This window comes from Streptomyces sp. A18, assembly GCF_059026065.1.
This window is the reverse complement of record NZ_JBWLKL010000026.1, coordinates 61,851-76,851: the sequence shown is the minus strand read 5'-3', so window position 1 is coordinate 76,851 and position 15,001 is coordinate 61,851. Positions and strand designations below refer to the sequence as shown.

Genomic DNA, 15,001 nt, shown 5'->3' with positions numbered 1-15,001 from the left:
TGGCGAGTGAACGCTCTACCAGATCGCTCCGACCCACTCGGGGTGGTCGACGAACGGGTTGCGGTTGTGCTGGAACTCGTCGTAGATCGCCTGGTTGCGGTTCTTCTCGAACGTGTCCGGCGGGTCCTCGTCGCTCCACTGCTTCAGGACGGAGAGCCGCCCGATGGCGGGGGCGCTGCCGTTGGAGACCTTGTCGTTGGGCTCGAGGTCGGCGAAGCCGTCCTCGCCGTCGTAGCGCACGGCCATGTAGAGGATCATCCGGGCCACGTCGCCCTTGACGGCGTCACGCGGCTCGAAGGAGTCGGAGTCGGTGTAGTTGCCCGGCGCCTCACCGACCTCGCTGCCGCCGTTGTCGAAGTCCTTGTTGCCGCGGGTGCTGTTGACCGAGACGTCGGTCGGGCGCAGGTGGTGGATGTCGGTTCCGGGACCGGTCGCGGTGCCGAAGTCGCCGTGCGACTTGGCCCACACGTGCTCACGGTTCCACTGGTCGGGGTCGCCGCCGTTGCTGTCCTTGCTCTGCGAGCGGCCGGTGTAGAGGAGGATCACGTTGCTGCCGTTGGCCGGGTCCTCGTCGGTGACCTTCAGGGCGTCCCAGACCTGGTCGTACGACAGCTTGGTCTGGTCGCTGATGATCGTGTGCAGGGCGCTCTTCAGTTCCGGACCGGTCTTGCCGAGCGCGTCCTTGTAGTACGTGTCGTCATAGGCGCCGACGGATGCCGCGGTCGGCGTGGGGGCCGTGGTCGTGGCGTCGGCGGCGGCCGGGACGGTGATCCCGACGAGAAGCGCGGCGGCCGTCATGGCCAGCGGTTTCCAGCGACGTATGTGAGGGACGGGCATGTGGGGGTGTCCTCTCCCGGAGTCTCGCGCACCGCAAAACCCTTCAACAGGTCCTGCGTTCTACGCGAGTTGACAAGTGGGCCAACGGGAGAGTGGCACGGGTGGGCGCATCACTGTATGAACGTTGTGGGTCGACTGTGTGACGATGTCATGGACGCGACATGCGGCGCGAACGTGCTGAATCAGGACGTGCGTACGCCGTCGAGCACGGCGGGTGGCCGCCGCGTGCTCACCGACGTCGACCCGGCCGTACCCCTGCCCCAACTGCCCAGGCGGTCGTCTACAGGGGGCGGACCGTGAGCATCTGCTGTGCGTGTCCGACGGGACCGGAGACGTCGTGCAGGACAGTGCTGGTGATGCCCTGGCCGGTGGGTCCGAATGTCACCGTGGTGTCGAGTCCCGTCCAGTTCCCCTCGGGCTGACGGTGCAGGTGGACGGTGAGGTCGACGTTCGGGAACATCCAGGCGGTCGGCGACTGGCGTACGGCGATGCCGTTCGCGGTGTCGACGAGCGCGACGTAGGACGCCAGCGGGCTCGCGATCTGCCCCGCGACGAGGTCGAGGTCCGTGGAGATCCACGCCGTCGTGCGGCCCGGCTGCGGGGGTGCGAGCGGGCGGACGTCCAGGGACGCGATGTACCCGCCGGGCCACACGGAGGCCATCGGCCAGGGCGAGAGCGCCTCGGGAGGGGTGAGTGGGTCCGCGCCGCCGCCGGCGACGGCGCTGGTGTCGAAGGAGCCGAGGAGCCAGCCCCGGGCTCGTACCACCGGACGACCGGCCATGAGCACGACGGCTTCGACCAGTTCGATGGTGCGGCCGGGCCGGACGGTCTCCACCCGGATCTCGCACTCGTCGAGGGCGAGGCGCCCGAGGATGTCGAAGCTGATCCGGGAAAGGACCAGGCCGTTGTCCGGCTGGGCGGCCAGATACCGGTCGATGGCGTGGATGATGAGTCCGCCGAGCGGGCTGAAGTGCTGCTCGTCCGTGGCCCAGGCACCGCCGACGTGGGGCGTGGGCTTGTAGCGGAACTCGTCGATGGGTTCGTAGTAGCTGCCGGTCTTCAACGGGTGCTTACCTCTCGGCCTTGCGGGCGCGGTACGGCTCGCCGGTAAGCAATGATCGTACTTGTGGTCAGTGAAGCCCGTTCAGGTAGTGCTCCCCGATGTCGCGCAGGCGGTGCGCGGCGGAGCTGTGGGCCGTCAGGGCGCGGGCGTTGCGCCAGAAGCGGTCGAGGCCCGGATCGGTCGACGGGGAGGGCGCGTCGGCGGTGAGTTCGAGGACGCGGGTGGTGATGTGCAGCGCGGACTGCGCGGTGACCGCTTCGGCCGCACCCACGAGGAACGCGATGTCGGCACGCTCGTCGGCGCCCAGGGCGCGTCCCGCCTCCAGGCCCAGGGCCAGGGCCTGCGTCGCGCGTTCCACCACCGCCGAGGCGCTGTGCGCGGCCGTCGCCAACTCGCCGTAGGCGAGCAGCAGATAGGGGTCGGTGGGCGGCGGCCCGCAGTCCCCGCCGGTGTCGAGAGCGGTCAACGGGCCGGGGCGCGGCAGGGCGCGGCTGATGTCCCGCGCCTCGGCCAGGGCGCCTTCCGCGTTGCCCAGGCCGACCTGGACCAGGAGAAGGCGGCGGGTCAGCGGTGCGAGTGCGGTGAAGGGGGAGATCTCGTGCTCATCGACGGGGACAGCGCCGAGCACCTGGTGCGCGGCCACCGGTACGTCGTCGTAACTGACGGCGCCCGCGCCGCTGAGGCGCTGGCCGAGCAGGTCGTGCGCGGGTTCGGCACCGACGCCGGGGTGGGCCGGGTCCACGTGCACGACCACCCACTCGCCGTTGTCCGTGCGCCGCGCCGTGTGGACGAGCCGGTCCGCGACGGTGACGCCCGCGGTCAGGGGCCGCCTGCCGTGCAGGACGTAGCCGTCGGCGGCCGGGGTGAGCGTGAGGCTCGTGCCGGTCTGCGCGTCGGGCAGATCGATGTCACCGCCCCAGAGCCACTGCTCGTGTACGGCGCGCAGTTCGAGCGCGGCGGCTTCGTCGGGCGTCCCGAAGAGGCGCGGACTCCATGACAGGGCGTGGTGGTGCGCGAGGAGTTCGGCGATGGAGCTGTCCGCCGCCGCGATGTCTCGTACCGCCGTACACGCCGTACGCCAGTCGCTGCCCCGCCCGCCCGAGCCGTCCTGGCCGGTCGGCGTCAGCAGCGCGGGCAGTCCCGCCTCACGCAGCCGTGAGACTTCGTCGAGCGGAGGCTTGCCCGCCCGGTCGCGCAGGTCCGCGTCGACGGCGAGGTCGTCGGCGAGTTCCCGGACGACGCGCGGCGAGGCGGATGAGATCAGCGTTGTCACGGGGACGCCTCACAGATTCCTAGTTTCCCTACCTGATTCATAGGAATACTGGGTGTGAACTCCTGTAGCAGCAAGGGCGTGTTCAAGGAGTGGACCGCAGCATCTCGCACAGTGGAATGGCAGAGGCTGCTCCACCATGGGTCCTTCCGGCCGATGACCCCCAGGACGCACCGAAATTCAATTACGGAACGACAGTCCGGCTGCCTAGCATCCGAACATGCCAAGACCTTCAGGATTCACCTACGAGCGGCATCCCGACGGCACCGTGACGATCACCCACCACGGCCGCGCGGCCGGCACGCTGCGGGGTGGGCGCGCCGAGAAGTTCATCGCCGAGGTCGAGTCGGGCGACGCCCAACTGGTGATGGCCCGCTGGACGGGTGCGTACAAGCACGGCAACGAGCGCGTGGCGCGCAATCACCCGCGCAACCGGCGCTAGGGCGGATTCGCGCACTTGGGGCGGGCACTTGGGGCGGACTCTTGGGGCGGATGCGCACACTAAGGATTCGTCCACGCCGCGGGATCCGCCGCGAGTGCCGTGACAGTGGCGGGCAGTTCGGCGCCCGCGACATCGGCCAGGGACACACCTTCGAGGATCTGGCGGACATTCGCCCGCAGGGCGATCCACAGCGGCAGCAGCGATTCGGCGGGCCCGCTGTAGGCCAGCTCCGGAGGGCGTACGCCGCGCACCGACACCAGGGGCCCCTCCACCACGCGGATGACGTCGGCGATGCTGATGCTGTCGGCGGGCCTGGCCAGGCGGTAGCCGCCGTTGCCGCCGCGCTGACTGAGGACGAGCCCGCCGCGCCGCATGTCGTTGAGGATGCCTTCGAGGAACTTGTGCGGGATCTCCTGGGCGTCCGCGATGGCCTCGGCCTTCAGCGGCCCGTCGTCCTGGCGCGCGGCGAGTTGCAGCGCGGCACGTACCGCGTAGTCCGCCCTGGCTGAGATCCGCATGGCCGCATTATGCTGCACCGCCCGGAACGGAACGTATCGCCCCTGGTCACGGGCGTCGGCATCAACAGCCGGGCGCCGGGCTCATCGCAGGGTCGTGAAGCGGGCGGCGTTCTCCATCCTCCGCGCCGAGGTCATCCCGCCGTACGGCGGCAACACCCTGTGGTCCAACACCGCCGTGCGTACCAGGAGTTGCCCGAGCCGCTGCGGATTCTCGCCGGCGGCGTGCGCGGCGTGCACACCAACGGCTACGAGTAAGCGGCCACCCGCCGCCCCCTCCGCGGCGCTCGAACAGCGCCGCAAAGTGTTCACCGCGGTCACGGATCCGTGCTGCTCGCCCCGGAGTCGGTGCTGGAGCCCGGCCACGGGATCGCTTCCGGTGCGTCCACCGACGGCGCGGTCGCGGAACGTCCCGGTGTCCCCTTCGGCGACGATTCGGCACGCCTTCAATGAACCTGCACATCGAATGCGCAGTCCAGTCACGCCATTCGGTGCCCGGCGCACGGAAAGCTCCTGTGTATTGACCACAGAACTTGCGTTTTCGTGCGCGTGTGTCCGCTTTGTTGGAGGGAGTCCTTCCGCTCGCCGGATTCCCTTCTGTGAATCTTGTGAAGGAGCTGCCCCTGCGCGGTGAACATGCCTGCACGCAGCGGTGATTCGATGCCACAAGCGTCGCCGGTCGGCGCCTCGTCGATTGGATGTACGACGTGCGAACGTGCTTTGATCCTGGCCACCGCGGAATTCGCACATCAAGTTCCGCAGTGTTGGAAACACCTTTGCAACATTCATGAGAAGGGCAGCTCACACCATGAACTACACCCCCCAGGTCGAGACCCTCGAGATTTCCGACGCCGACCTCGACAACGTCTCGGGTGGCCTCTCCGCCAACGCCGTCGGCACCGTGACCGGCGCCGTCGACTCGATCGCCCCCGTCTCCTCCACCGTCGGCACGGCCGTCGGCATCGTCGAGGGCACCACCGGCCTGAACACGGCCCCCATCGCGGGCCTGGCCACCAGCACGGTCGCCGGTCTCTGAGTCTCGAACTCACTGAGACACCATTGATCCGTGAGCCCCGGAACATCCAGTTCCGGGGCTCACGGACGCCGTAGGCAAGGTAAGGGAAGAGCCCCGTGCAGTTCCGCCAACAGGCCCTGTCCAAGCTGCAGTCGCCCGAGGAACTCGACCTGCCGGTGCGCTACGCCCGACCCCAGGGCCTGCTCGTACTCGCCGTCACCGTCGTGGTCATGGCCGCAGCGAGCGTCTGGGCCGTGACCGGCTCGATCGCCTCCACACTCAAGGCACCCGGCATCCTCACCCACGGCCAGGGCAGTTACGTCCTGCAGAGCCCCGTCACCGGACAGGTGACCAGCGTCGTGGCCGAAGAGGGCAAGCAGCTCGCCGCCGGCGCTCCCGTGCTCAAAGTCCGTACGGACAAAGGCGACCGGGTCGTACGCTCCATCGCCGCGGGCCGGGTGACCACGCTGGTCGCCAGGATCGGCACCGTCGTCACCACCGGCGCCGACGTCGCGACCGTCGAGCGCGTCTCGGGCGCCGACGACCCCCTCCTCGCCATGCTCTACGTACCCGCGGACAGCGCGGCCACCGTTCCCGTCGGCTCCTCGGTCGACCTCACCGTCCAGTCCGTTCCCACGCAGGAGTACGGGATGCTGCGGGGCCGTGTGAAGGCGATCGGGCGAGCCGCCCAGAGCGAACAGAAGATCAGCGGGTTCCTCGGCGACAAGGAACTGGCCGGGCAGTTCACCAAGGACGGGCCGCCCGTGGCCGTCCTCGTGCGCCTGGAAGCCTCGCCGAGCACCAAGTCCGGCTACAAGTGGTCGACCGCGGGCGGACCGCCCTTCGCGCTCCACTCCATGACCTTGGCCACCGGCGCCTTCCACCTCGCCGAGCAGCGCCCGATCGATTGGCTGCTTCCGTGACCGCACCGCACCCCTCCCCGGAACACCAGCAGCAACTGCCGCCCCCCGGCGGCCGACGCAGGCACCGCCCCGAGCCCCCGCAGCGCAGCCGCCGCCGATCAGCGCCGCGCCCCGCGTCCAAGGGCAAGCGGCAGAAGACCGTCCGTACACCCACCGTCCTGCAGATGGAAGCCGTGGAGTGCGGTGCCGCCGCCCTCGCCATGGTCCTCGCCCACTACGGACGGCACGTCCCGCTGGAGGAGCTGCGCATCGCCTGCGGCGTCTCGCGCGACGGCTCCCGGGCCAGCAACCTCCTGAAGGCGGCGCGCAGTTACGGCCTCACCGCCAAGGGCATGCAGATGGAGCCGGCCGCGCTCGCCGAGGTGAAGGCGCCCGCGATCCTCTTCTGGGAGTTCAACCACTACGTCGTCTACGACGGCATGGGGCGACGCTTCGGCCGCCGCGGCATCTACATCAACGACCCGGACAAGGGCCGTCGCTTCGTCCCCTCGGAAGACTTCGACACCAGCTTCACCGGCGTCGTCCTCGTGCTCGAACCGGGCGAGAACTTCCGGCCCGGAGGCCGCAAGCCCGGCATCATGCGAGCGATGCCCGCCCGGCTGCGCGGCACCACGGGCACCATGCTCGCCGCGCTCTTCGCCAGCCTGCTGCTCGTCGCGGTCGGCGCGGCGCTTCCCGCGCTCAGCCGCACGTACATCGACCTGTTCCTGATAGGTGATCAGACCTCCCTGCTGGGCGCCCTGTTCGCCTCCATGGGCGCGATGGTGGCGCTCACGGTGGTCCTCACCTGGCTGCAACAGGCCAACCTGCTGCGCGGCCGCATCATCTCCTCCACCCTCAGCAGCGCGCGCTTCCTGCGCCATCTGCTGCGTCTGCCCGTCACGTTCTACGCGCAGCGCAGCCCCGCCGACCTCGTCCAGCGGCTCGCGTCGAACGACGCCGTCGCCGAGACGCTGGCCCGCGACCTCACGGCCGCAGGCGTCGACGGCATCGTCGTGCTCCTCTACGCGGCCCTGCTGTGGACGTACGATCCCCAACTCACCCTCGTCGGTGTCGGTATCGCGCTCCTGAACATCGTCGCGATGCGCATCGTCATCCGGCTGCGGGCCACCGGCACCCAGAAGCTGCGCGCCGACAGCGCCAAGCTCACCAACACCTCGTACACCGGCCTGCAGTTGATCGAGACGATGAAGGCGACCGGCGGCGAGAACGGCTACTTCCGGCGGTGGGCCGGGCAGCACGCCACCACTCTGGAGGAGCAGCAGCGCCTCGGTGTGCCCAGCGCCTGGCTGGGAGTCGTCGCACCGACCCTCGCGACCCTCAACAGCGCACTGATCCTGTGGATCGGCGGCCTACGCGCGGTGGAGGGGCACCTGTCGATCGGTCTGCTCGTCGCGTTCCAGGCCCTGGTCACCCGCTTCACCGCGCCGATCACCCGTCTGAACGGCGTCGCGGGCCGCATCCAGGACTTCGGCGCCGACGTCGCCCGTCTCAAGGACGTCGAGAACTTCCCCGTCGACACCCTCTACTCGCGCCCCGAACCGGCCGCGAGTACCCGCCGGCTCAAGGGTCACGTCACGCTCGACGACATCACCTTCGGCTACAGCCCTCTGGACAAGCCGCTCCTGACGGGTTTCTCCCTCTCGGTCGGCCCCGGCCAGCAGGTCGCGCTCGTCGGTGGCTCCGGCAGCGGCAAGTCGACCGTCTCCCGGCTGATATCAGGGCTCTACAGCCCCTGGGAGGGCACGATCCGCATCGACGGGCAGCGCCTGGAGGACATCCCGCGCGGTGCGCTCGCCGCGTCCGTGTCCTTCGTCGACCAGGACGTCTTCCTCTTCGAGGGCACCATTCGTGACAACGTCGCGCTGTGGGATCCCTCCATCCCGGACGACGCCGTCGTCACCGCGCTCAAGGACGCCTGCCTGTTCGACATCGTGGCCCGCAGGCCCGGCGGCATCCACGGCCGCGTCGAGCAGGACGGCCGGAACTTCTCCGGCGGGCAGCGCCAGCGTCTGGAGATCGCGCGGGCCCTGGTCCGCCGCCCCAGCATCCTCGTGCTCGACGAGGTGACCAGCGCCCTGGACGCCCAGACCGAGCAGGTCATCATCGACAACCTGCGCCGCCGCGGCTGCGCCTGCGTCGTCATCGCGCACCGCCTGAGCACCGTGCGCGACAGCGACGAGATCGTCGTCCTCGACCACGGCCAGGTCGTGGAACGCGGACGCCACGAACACCTCGTCGCCGCCGGCGGACCCTACGCCGACCTGGTCAAGGAGCACTGAGGTGACCTCGGTACCGGAGCAGTACACCCCGTATGCACAAGACGCAGTCGCCGCCGCGTTCGGCGCGCTCGGCACACCGGCCGACTGCACGGGCCTGCGCAGCGTGCACCTCGAGGGCCCGCAGGTGCTGTGGCTCGTCCTGGCCGGCGCGCTCGACCTGTTCGCGGTCGACGCCGTGCAGCAGGGCCACTGGCACTTCCTGGGCCGCCTCGAACCGGGCACCCTGCTGCTCGGCCCCGTCGAAGGCCCCCAGCACACCCTCGTCGGACGCCCCCTCCAGGGCTGCGAGCTGCGCCGGATCCCGCTGCGGGAGCTGTACCGCCCCGACTACGGCGACACCTGGGCCTACGAGCAGCAGTACCCCAGTCAGTACGACACCCAGGACCAGTCCCTCAGCCTGCTGGAGCACGCCTTCGCGCTCGGCATCGGACGCAGCCACCGGGTGCTCTTCGAGGCACCGCTCGACGGCCGCACCATGGGCGACGACATGGTGACCGACGACGACATCCTCTGGATGCCGGTCGCGCCGGGCAGTGTGCAGTACGGCTCCGCCTACAGCGCGGAGGCCATGGGTGATCTGCTCGTCGACGCTGCGATGTGGCAGCGCATGGTCAACCAGCAGTACCGGCTGCTCTCGACCCTCGACCGCTGGATCGAACGCCTGGAGCGGGCCCACGAGGACCGCACGGCCGCCGGCATCAAGGCGGGCGAGACGGTCCGTGAGCAGGCCGACCGCACCCTGATCGCCTCCATCGGCCGCTCAGGCAGGGGCGGAGCGCGCCGCAGCGAAGCACGGGGCGGTGACGACGCGACGTACGCGGCCTGCCGCCTGGTCGCCGAGGCGGCGGGCATCACGCTGTCCGGCGCGGCGGAGGGCGGCGCGGTCAGCGACCGGATCGACCCGGTGGAGCAGGTCGCGGTGGCCTCGCGGATCCGCACCCGCGCCGTCCGGCTCGACGGAAGCTGGTGGCGCGAGAACGCCGGCCCGCTGGTGGGCCACCGCGCGGCCAGCGGCGCACCGGTCGCGCTGCTGTGGCGGCGCGGCGGCTACGAGTCCGTGCACCCCACGTCCGGGCGGCGCACCCGCGTCGACAAGACCAACGCGGAGGAGTTCGAACCGCAGGGCGTCATGTTCTACCGCCCGCTGCCGGACCGGGCGTTGACGCCGTGGCGTCTCTTCCGCTTCAGCCTGCGGGGCACCGGCGGCGACGTACGCAACCTGGCGATCGCCGGCCTGGTGACGGTCGCTTTCGGGGCGCTTGTGCCGATCGCGACAGGGCAAGTCCTCGGCGTGTTCGTCCCGAACGGCGAGAAGAGTCTCATCGTCCAGGTGTCCCTGGCGGTGATGATCACGAGCATCGTCTCGGCGGCCTTCATGCTGCTCCAGAACCTCACCATCCTGCGGATGGAGGGCCGCATGGAGAGCACGCTCCAACCAGCGGTCTGGGACCGGCTGTTGCGCCTGCCCACGCGGTTCTTCGCCTCCCGCTCGACGGGGGAACTCGCGAGCGCGGCGATGGGCGTCAGCGCGATCCGCCGGGTCCTCTCGGGCATCGGCCCCGTCGCGCTGCAGTCGGGCACGGTCGGCGCGATGAACCTGGTCCTGCTGCTGCTCTACAGCGTCCCGCTGGCCCTGGCCGCGCTGGGGATGCTGGTGCTGATCGCGGCGATCTTCCTGACGCTCGGCCTGTGGGAACTGCGCTGGCAGCGCCGCCTGGTGGAGCTCAGCAACAAACTGAACAACCAGGCGTTCCAGACGCTGCGCGGCCTGCCCAAACTGCGCGTCGCCGGCGCGGAGAGCTTCGCGTACGCGGCGTGGGCGGGGGAGTTCGCACGCAGCCGGGAGCTGCAGCAGCGCGCGGGCCGCATCAAGAACGTGACGACGGTCCTCAACTCGGTCTACCTCCCGCTCTGCACGCTCATCATGTTCATCCTCCTCGCGGGCCCGGCCCGCGGGAGTCTCACGGCGGGCGAGTTCCTCACCTTCAGCACGGCGGTGACGATGCTCCTGACAGCCGTCACGCAGCTGACCGGGGCGCTGCTCTCGGCGGCCTCGGTGCTTCCGATGTTCGAGCAGATCAAACCGGTGCTCGACGAGGCACCGGAGGTGCGGGGAGAGAGTACGCAACCGGGCGAACTACAGGGCGAGATCGAGGCCCGCGCGCTGTCCTTCCGCTACGCGGACGACGGCCCCCTGGTCCTGGACGACGTCTCCCTGGCCATCCGCCCGGGGGAGTTCGTGGCGGTCGTCGGCCCGAGCGGCTGCGGCAAGTCGACGCTCCTTCGTCTCCTGATCGGCTTCGACAAGCCGGTCTCCGGCAGCGTCCTGTACGACGGCCAGGACCTCTCCGCCCTGGACCAGACGGCCGTCCGCCGCCAGTGCGGTGTCGTCCTGCAGAACGCGCAGCCGCTCACGGGCTCGATCCTGGACTGCATCTGCGGCGCCGAGACGTTCACGCAGGAGGAGGCGTGGGAGGCGGCGGCGATGGCGGGCCTCGCCGAGGACATCAAGCGCATGCCGATGGGCCTGCACACGATCATCTCCGGCGGCGGCGCGGTCTCCGGCGGCCAGCGCCAACGCCTGATGATCGCCCAGGCGTTGATCCGCCGCCCCCGCGTCCTCTTCTTCGACGAGGCGACGAGCGCCCTGGACAACGAGACGCAACGCACGGTCATCGACAGCACCCGCGCCCTGAACGCCACCCGCGTCGTCATCGCCCACCGCCTCTCGACGGTGATGGACGCCGACCGCGTCATCGTCATGTCGGAGGGCCGGATCGTCCAACAGGGGCCGCCCGCACAGCTGTTGGCGGACACCGGCGGGCATCTGCATGAGTTGGTGCGGCGGCAGATGCAGTGAGGCGGCTCGGGCCGCTGCTGTGCGGCTCTCTCCCTCCGGGAAGAACGCGGGAATCAACCCCCGGCTGGAGCTGAACCCGGCGTAGCCCCGCTCAGCCGTTGGGGCAGGCGCCTCGTCCGGGCCTGCCCCTGCCCCCTGGCGCCTCAGATCCGGGCCGCGTACCGCCAGAAGTCCCGCATCAGTTCCGGGAAGCCGGACCCGCCCATCTGCAGCTGGCTGAACATGAGGGTGACCGCGCCGGTGGACGGCGTGATGTGTGCCGTCGTGCCCGTGCCGCCGACCCAGCCGTAGCGTCCCGGCACGCTCCACGGTTCGACGGTCTCGATGTCCACCGCCCCGCCGAAGCCCCAGCCCATTCCTTCGAGGAACAGCCCGGCGGACTTCCGCTCGGATTCGGTGAGGTGATTGGTGGTCATCCGCCGCACCGAATCGGGCGTGAGCAGCCGGTGCCCGCCCGCCGTGCCCTCGGCGAGCAGCATGCGCCCGAAGGCGAGCCAGTCGTCGACCGTCGACACGAGACCGCCGGCGCCGGACGGGAACGGCGGCGGGGTGCTCCACTGTCCGTCGGCGGCGTCGAGAAGTTCGAGACCGCTCTCGGGATCACGTTCGGGTCCGGCCTCGGCCCCGGCCGCGTAGTAGCTGGTGAACCGGTCGATCTTGCCGGGCGGCACCGAGAAGGCGGTGTCGGTCATCCCGAGCGGCTCGAAGATCCGCTCGGCGAGGAACTCGGGCAGCGGCGCTCCCGTCACCCGGGAGATCAGCATGCCCTGGAGGTCTGAGCTGAGGTTGTAGAGCCAGCCGTCACCGGGCTGGTGCAGCAGCGGGATCCGGGACAGCGCGGCCATCCAGGCATCCGGGGGCGGGACGGCCAGCGGCTGCGGCGGCCCCTGCTTCAGTTCGCTGAACAGCGGCGCGAGCGCGGGCAGTGAGAAGTCGGACGGGAATCCGTGTCCGGCACGCGAGGCGAGGAGGTGGTGCACGGTGATGGGCCGGACTGCCGGGACCACGTCGTCCACCGGTGCGTCCGGAGTACGGACGACGCTCGGCGACGCGAGTTCCGGGAGCCACGGTCCGACCGGGTCGTCCAGTGCGATGCGGCCCTCCTCGACCAGCATCATGACGGCCGCCGCGACGAGGGGTTTGGTGATCGACGCGATGCGGAAGATGGTGTCCCTGGTCATCGGTGAGGTGCCCTCGACGTCGACGGACCCGACGGCCGCGACCTCCTGGACCCGGTCACCGCGGGCCACGAGGCCCACCGCTCCCGCCACTGAGCCGTTGTCGACGTGGAACTCAAGTGTGTTGCGCAAATCGGCCATGTGCACACGATCCCAGCGCGGCCCCGGTGCTGGGCGTCATTTCGCCATGGCGCGCGCAGAAACGCGCGCAAAGCGCGCGCAGAAAGAGGCCCGGCCTGCGGGGCCGTCGGCGCGAGTGCGCCGCGGTTCCGCAGACCGGGTGGGGTGGTGTGGGGGAGCCACCCGCGCGGGGGCTCAGCCCCCGATGTTCACATCGATACAGGCGTAGAAGGCGTTGGCGGTGTCGGCGATGTTCCACACCGCGAGCACCTTCTGCTTGCCGCTGAGCCCGCCGAAGTCGACCTTGTGGGTGACGGTCTCACCCGGCTGGGCGCCCCCGTCGTCGACTTCGGCGATCTTGTTGCCGCCGACGAAGTACTGCCACGTACTGGTGCTGTGACGTGCCGTCAGCTTCCAGCTGAACTCCTGTGACTTGCCGACATTCGTGACCTTCCAGCCCTTGCCGTCGTCGTCCAGCTCGGAGAACCGCGAGTTGCCGCCGCTGCACGTCGTCTGCCCCTTGGGGCCTTCGACGCTCTGCGGTTCGTGGGTGATCTCGCCGCAGGTCACGGTGCCGGCCGCGCACTGTGCCTGACGGCTCGGGGGTGAGGAGACATACCCGTGCGCACTGGCCGGGGTGACGGAGGCCAGGACGAGCACGGGTGCGAATCCCGCGCCAAGGGCGGCTGCCAGCTTCTGCTTCTTGTTCATCTCTGTTCCCTCTGGGTGGGGGGATGAGGGGCGAGAGACAACCGGGCGCCTCGGTCGACTCATTGGCCTAGACCATACTGGTTGTCAGGGCTCAGTCAAGCCTTCAAGTACTCCCCGTGGTACGGAAGTTGCCCCTGAGCTGGTACTCATGGTGCGGAAGTCGCGCCCGGAGCTAGGCGGCAAGGCCCAGGGCCAGGGCCCCGACCACCGGGGCCGCGTACAGCAGCGGGAACGGGATGTGCGCGTACCAGCTGGCTCGGATCACGGTGACGACGGCGCCGGTGAAGTACAGCGTCAGGCAGATCCCGGCCGCGACACCGACGGCCAGCACGGCCAGGCCGACCAGCAGGCCCGCCGCCCCCGCCGCCTTGGCCGCGCCGAGCCAGGGCAGCCACGCGAAGGGGACGCCGTAGTCGGCCATGGGCTCCACGACCCACTTGGCGCGCAGAAAGACGGAGACAGCCGAGAAGCCCACCATGACGGCGGCCAGGACAGTGACGACAACATGGGCGGTGGACATCAGAAGTGCTCCCATCGGGTGGATGCCTCGGCGGATCTGCTCCGGCCGGGCGTCTTGAGTGCGTCACTGCTCTGACGGGCCGCGACGCGGGAATGTGACCGGCGAACGCCGCTCCCGGTGTGACCTGGGGCACTTATGGCCGAGGGTGCCGGTCGGCAAGACGATGGGACATGTGGAGGAGACAGAAGGCCATTCTTCGACTCATTCGATCTCCCTACGGTTGAGGACATCAAGCGAAGCAGCCCATCCCGGCCGCCGAGCAGGTCATGAAACCCAGGGAGCGTTACCGTGCGCGCAGTGATCCAGAAGTCCTTCGGCGGCCCCGAGGTCCTCGAGGTCGTGACGACCGATCGGCCGAAGCCGCTGGTCGGCGAAGTCGTCGTCAAGGTCCACGCCAGTGCCGTCAACCCGGCGGACGTGGCCGTCAGGTCGGGCGCTTTCCCGCTCATCGGCGAGCCGCCGTTCGGTGTGGGCTGGGACATCTCCGGAGTGGTCGAAGAGGCGGCTCCCGGCGCCGTGTTCGCGGTGGGCGACGAGGTGTACGGGATGCCGCTCTTCCCCCGCGCCGCCACCGGGTACGCCGAGTACGTCACCGTGCCGTCCCGCCACCTGGCCCGCAAGCCCGCCTCGCTCGACCACGTGCACGCCGCCGCCGTCCCTCTCGCTGCGCTCACCGCCTGGCAGGGGTTGGTGCGGGCCGCGGAGGTCAAGGAGGGCGACCGGGTGCTGATCCAGCGGGCGGCCGGTGGGGTCGGCCACTTCGCGGTGCAGATCGCGAAGGCACGCGGTGCCCATGTGATCGCCATCGCCGGAGCGAGCCGCCACGACTTCCTGCGCGGCCTCGGCGCCGACGAGATCATCGACTACCGGACCACCGACTTCACCGAGGTCGTCAAGGACGTCGACGTGTTCCTCGACTCCACGGCCCAGGGCGATCTCTCGCTCGGTGTGGTGCGCCCCGGCGGCGTACTCATCAGCATCCTGGAACACGGCGACCGGGAGCTCGCCACCCGTGTCGAGGCTACCGGACGGCGCTTCGCCGGAGTCATGGTCGAACCGGACTCCGCCGGGCTCGACGCGGTCGCCGAGCTGATCGACGCGGGCCGGATCCGTCCCCACGTCCAGGAGACGTTCCCGCTGGCCGAGGCCGGCAAGGCACACGAACTGGTCGCCGCGGGACACGTACAGGGCAAGATTGTCCTGACGGTCTGAACGGGCCGACCGCGATGCGTGGCAGGCGGCTCACGACGAGCCGCACGCGGCAC

The 15,001-nt window shown here is 70.0% G+C and carries 13 protein-coding genes and 1 pseudogene; 7 read left to right on the top strand and 7 right to left on the bottom strand.

Going from position 1 to position 15,001, the window contains the following annotated elements; all coding sequences use genetic code 11:
• Positions 1 to 15 precede the first annotated feature (15 nt).
• The 3 genes from AC5P1C_RS30665 to AC5P1C_RS30655 form a co-directional block, all read right to left on the bottom strand.
• Positions 16 to 837, bottom strand: a complete 822-nt coding sequence (locus AC5P1C_RS30665; protein ID WP_493869198.1) for an endonuclease I family protein — start codon at positions 835 to 837, stop codon at positions 16 to 18.
• 280 nt (positions 838 to 1,117) lie between these two features.
• Entirely contained in the window at positions 1,118 to 1,900 is a 783-nt protein-coding gene (locus tag AC5P1C_RS30660) for a thioesterase family protein (RefSeq protein ID WP_493869197.1), read from the bottom strand.
• 67 nt (positions 1,901 to 1,967) lie between these two features.
• Positions 1,968 to 3,173 carry an acyl-CoA dehydrogenase family protein gene (locus tag AC5P1C_RS30655; RefSeq protein ID WP_493869196.1) on the bottom strand — a complete coding sequence of 402 codons (1,206 nt, stop codon included), beginning with the start codon at positions 3,171 to 3,173 and terminating at the stop codon, positions 1,968 to 1,970.
• 217 nt (positions 3,174 to 3,390) lie between these two features.
• On the opposite strand from AC5P1C_RS30655, the gene AC5P1C_RS30650 reads away from it, so the two are divergent.
• Positions 3,391 to 3,612, top strand: coding sequence for a hypothetical protein (locus tag AC5P1C_RS30650; protein ID WP_493869195.1), 222 nt, complete (start codon positions 3,391 to 3,393; stop codon positions 3,610 to 3,612).
• 59 nt (positions 3,613 to 3,671) lie between these two features.
• On the opposite strand, the gene AC5P1C_RS30645 is transcribed toward AC5P1C_RS30650, so the two are convergent.
• Positions 3,672 to 4,130 (bottom strand): RrF2 family transcriptional regulator, encoded by a 459-nt coding sequence (locus AC5P1C_RS30645; protein WP_493869194.1) that lies wholly within the window; start codon positions 4,128 to 4,130, stop codon positions 3,672 to 3,674.
• Positions 4,131 to 4,236: 106 nt separating this feature from the next.
• On the opposite strand from AC5P1C_RS30645, the pseudogene AC5P1C_RS30640 reads away from it, so the two are divergent.
• The 5 genes and pseudogenes from AC5P1C_RS30640 to AC5P1C_RS30620 all read left to right on the top strand — a co-directional run.
• Positions 4,237 to 4,443, top strand: a pseudogene (locus AC5P1C_RS30640) (TauD/TfdA dioxygenase family protein); the annotation flags it as partial.
• Between the two features lie 492 nt (positions 4,444 to 4,935).
• The gene (locus AC5P1C_RS30635; protein ID WP_493869193.1) at positions 4,936 to 5,163 is read left to right on the top strand and encodes a type A2 lantipeptide; all 228 of its coding nucleotides are present in this window, start codon (positions 4,936 to 4,938) and stop codon (positions 5,161 to 5,163) included.
• A 95-nt stretch (positions 5,164 to 5,258) separates the two neighbouring features.
• Entirely contained in the window at positions 5,259 to 6,065 is an 807-nt protein-coding gene (locus AC5P1C_RS30630) for a biotin/lipoyl-containing protein (RefSeq protein ID WP_493869192.1), read from the top strand.
• Positions 6,066 to 6,100: 35 nt separating this feature from the next.
• On the top strand, positions 6,101 to 8,347 hold the full coding sequence (locus tag AC5P1C_RS30625) for an NHLP family bacteriocin export ABC transporter peptidase/permease/ATPase subunit (protein WP_493869232.1): 2,247 nt from the start codon (positions 6,101 to 6,103) through the stop codon (positions 8,345 to 8,347).
• A gap of 1 nt (position 8,348) precedes the next feature.
• The gene (locus AC5P1C_RS30620) at positions 8,349 to 11,207 is read left to right on the top strand and encodes an NHLP bacteriocin export ABC transporter permease/ATPase subunit (protein WP_493869191.1); all 2,859 of its coding nucleotides are present in this window, start codon (positions 8,349 to 8,351) and stop codon (positions 11,205 to 11,207) included.
• 143 nt (positions 11,208 to 11,350) lie between these two features.
• Here AC5P1C_RS30620 and AC5P1C_RS30615 read toward each other — a convergent pair whose 3' ends face one another.
• From AC5P1C_RS30615 to AC5P1C_RS30605, 3 genes are all read right to left on the bottom strand, one after another.
• Entirely contained in the window at positions 11,351 to 12,526 is a 1,176-nt protein-coding gene (locus tag AC5P1C_RS30615) for a serine hydrolase domain-containing protein (protein WP_493869190.1), read from the bottom strand.
• 174 nt (positions 12,527 to 12,700) lie between these two features.
• Complete coding sequence (locus AC5P1C_RS30610; RefSeq protein ID WP_493869189.1) at positions 12,701 to 13,216, bottom strand: lytic polysaccharide monooxygenase auxiliary activity family 9 protein; 516 nt, start codon at positions 13,214 to 13,216, stop codon at positions 12,701 to 12,703.
• Positions 13,217 to 13,388: 172 nt separating this feature from the next.
• The gene (locus AC5P1C_RS30605; protein ID WP_493869188.1) at positions 13,389 to 13,736 is read right to left on the bottom strand and encodes a DoxX family protein; all 348 of its coding nucleotides are present in this window, start codon (positions 13,734 to 13,736) and stop codon (positions 13,389 to 13,391) included.
• Positions 13,737 to 14,024: 288 nt separating this feature from the next.
• Between AC5P1C_RS30605 and AC5P1C_RS30600 the strand changes: the two genes are divergently transcribed.
• Complete coding sequence (locus AC5P1C_RS30600; protein ID WP_493869187.1) at positions 14,025 to 14,948, top strand: NADP-dependent oxidoreductase; 924 nt, start codon at positions 14,025 to 14,027, stop codon at positions 14,946 to 14,948.
• The last annotated feature ends 53 nt before the right edge of the window (positions 14,949 to 15,001 follow it).

Bases quoted from the DNA above. Each gene is read 5' to 3' on its own strand.
- AC5P1C_RS30605 (WP_493869188.1), bottom strand. From the start codon at position 13,736: ATGTCCACCGCCCATGTTGTCGTCACTGTCCTGGCCGCCGTCATGGTG.
- AC5P1C_RS30615 (WP_493869190.1), bottom strand. From the start codon at position 12,526: ATGGCCGATTTGCGCAACACACTTGAGTTCCACGTCGACAACGGCTCA.
- AC5P1C_RS30645 (WP_493869194.1), bottom strand. From the start codon at position 4,130: ATGCGGATCTCAGCCAGGGCGGACTACGCGGTACGTGCCGCGCTGCAA.
- AC5P1C_RS30610 (WP_493869189.1), bottom strand. From the start codon at position 13,216: ATGAACAAGAAGCAGAAGCTGGCAGCCGCCCTTGGCGCGGGATTCGCA.
- AC5P1C_RS30665 (WP_493869198.1), bottom strand. From the start codon at position 837: ATGCCCGTCCCTCACATACGTCGCTGGAAACCGCTGGCCATGACGGCC.
- AC5P1C_RS30635 (WP_493869193.1), top strand. From the start codon at position 4,936: ATGAACTACACCCCCCAGGTCGAGACCCTCGAGATTTCCGACGCCGAC.
- AC5P1C_RS30650 (WP_493869195.1), top strand. From the start codon at position 3,391: ATGCCAAGACCTTCAGGATTCACCTACGAGCGGCATCCCGACGGCACC.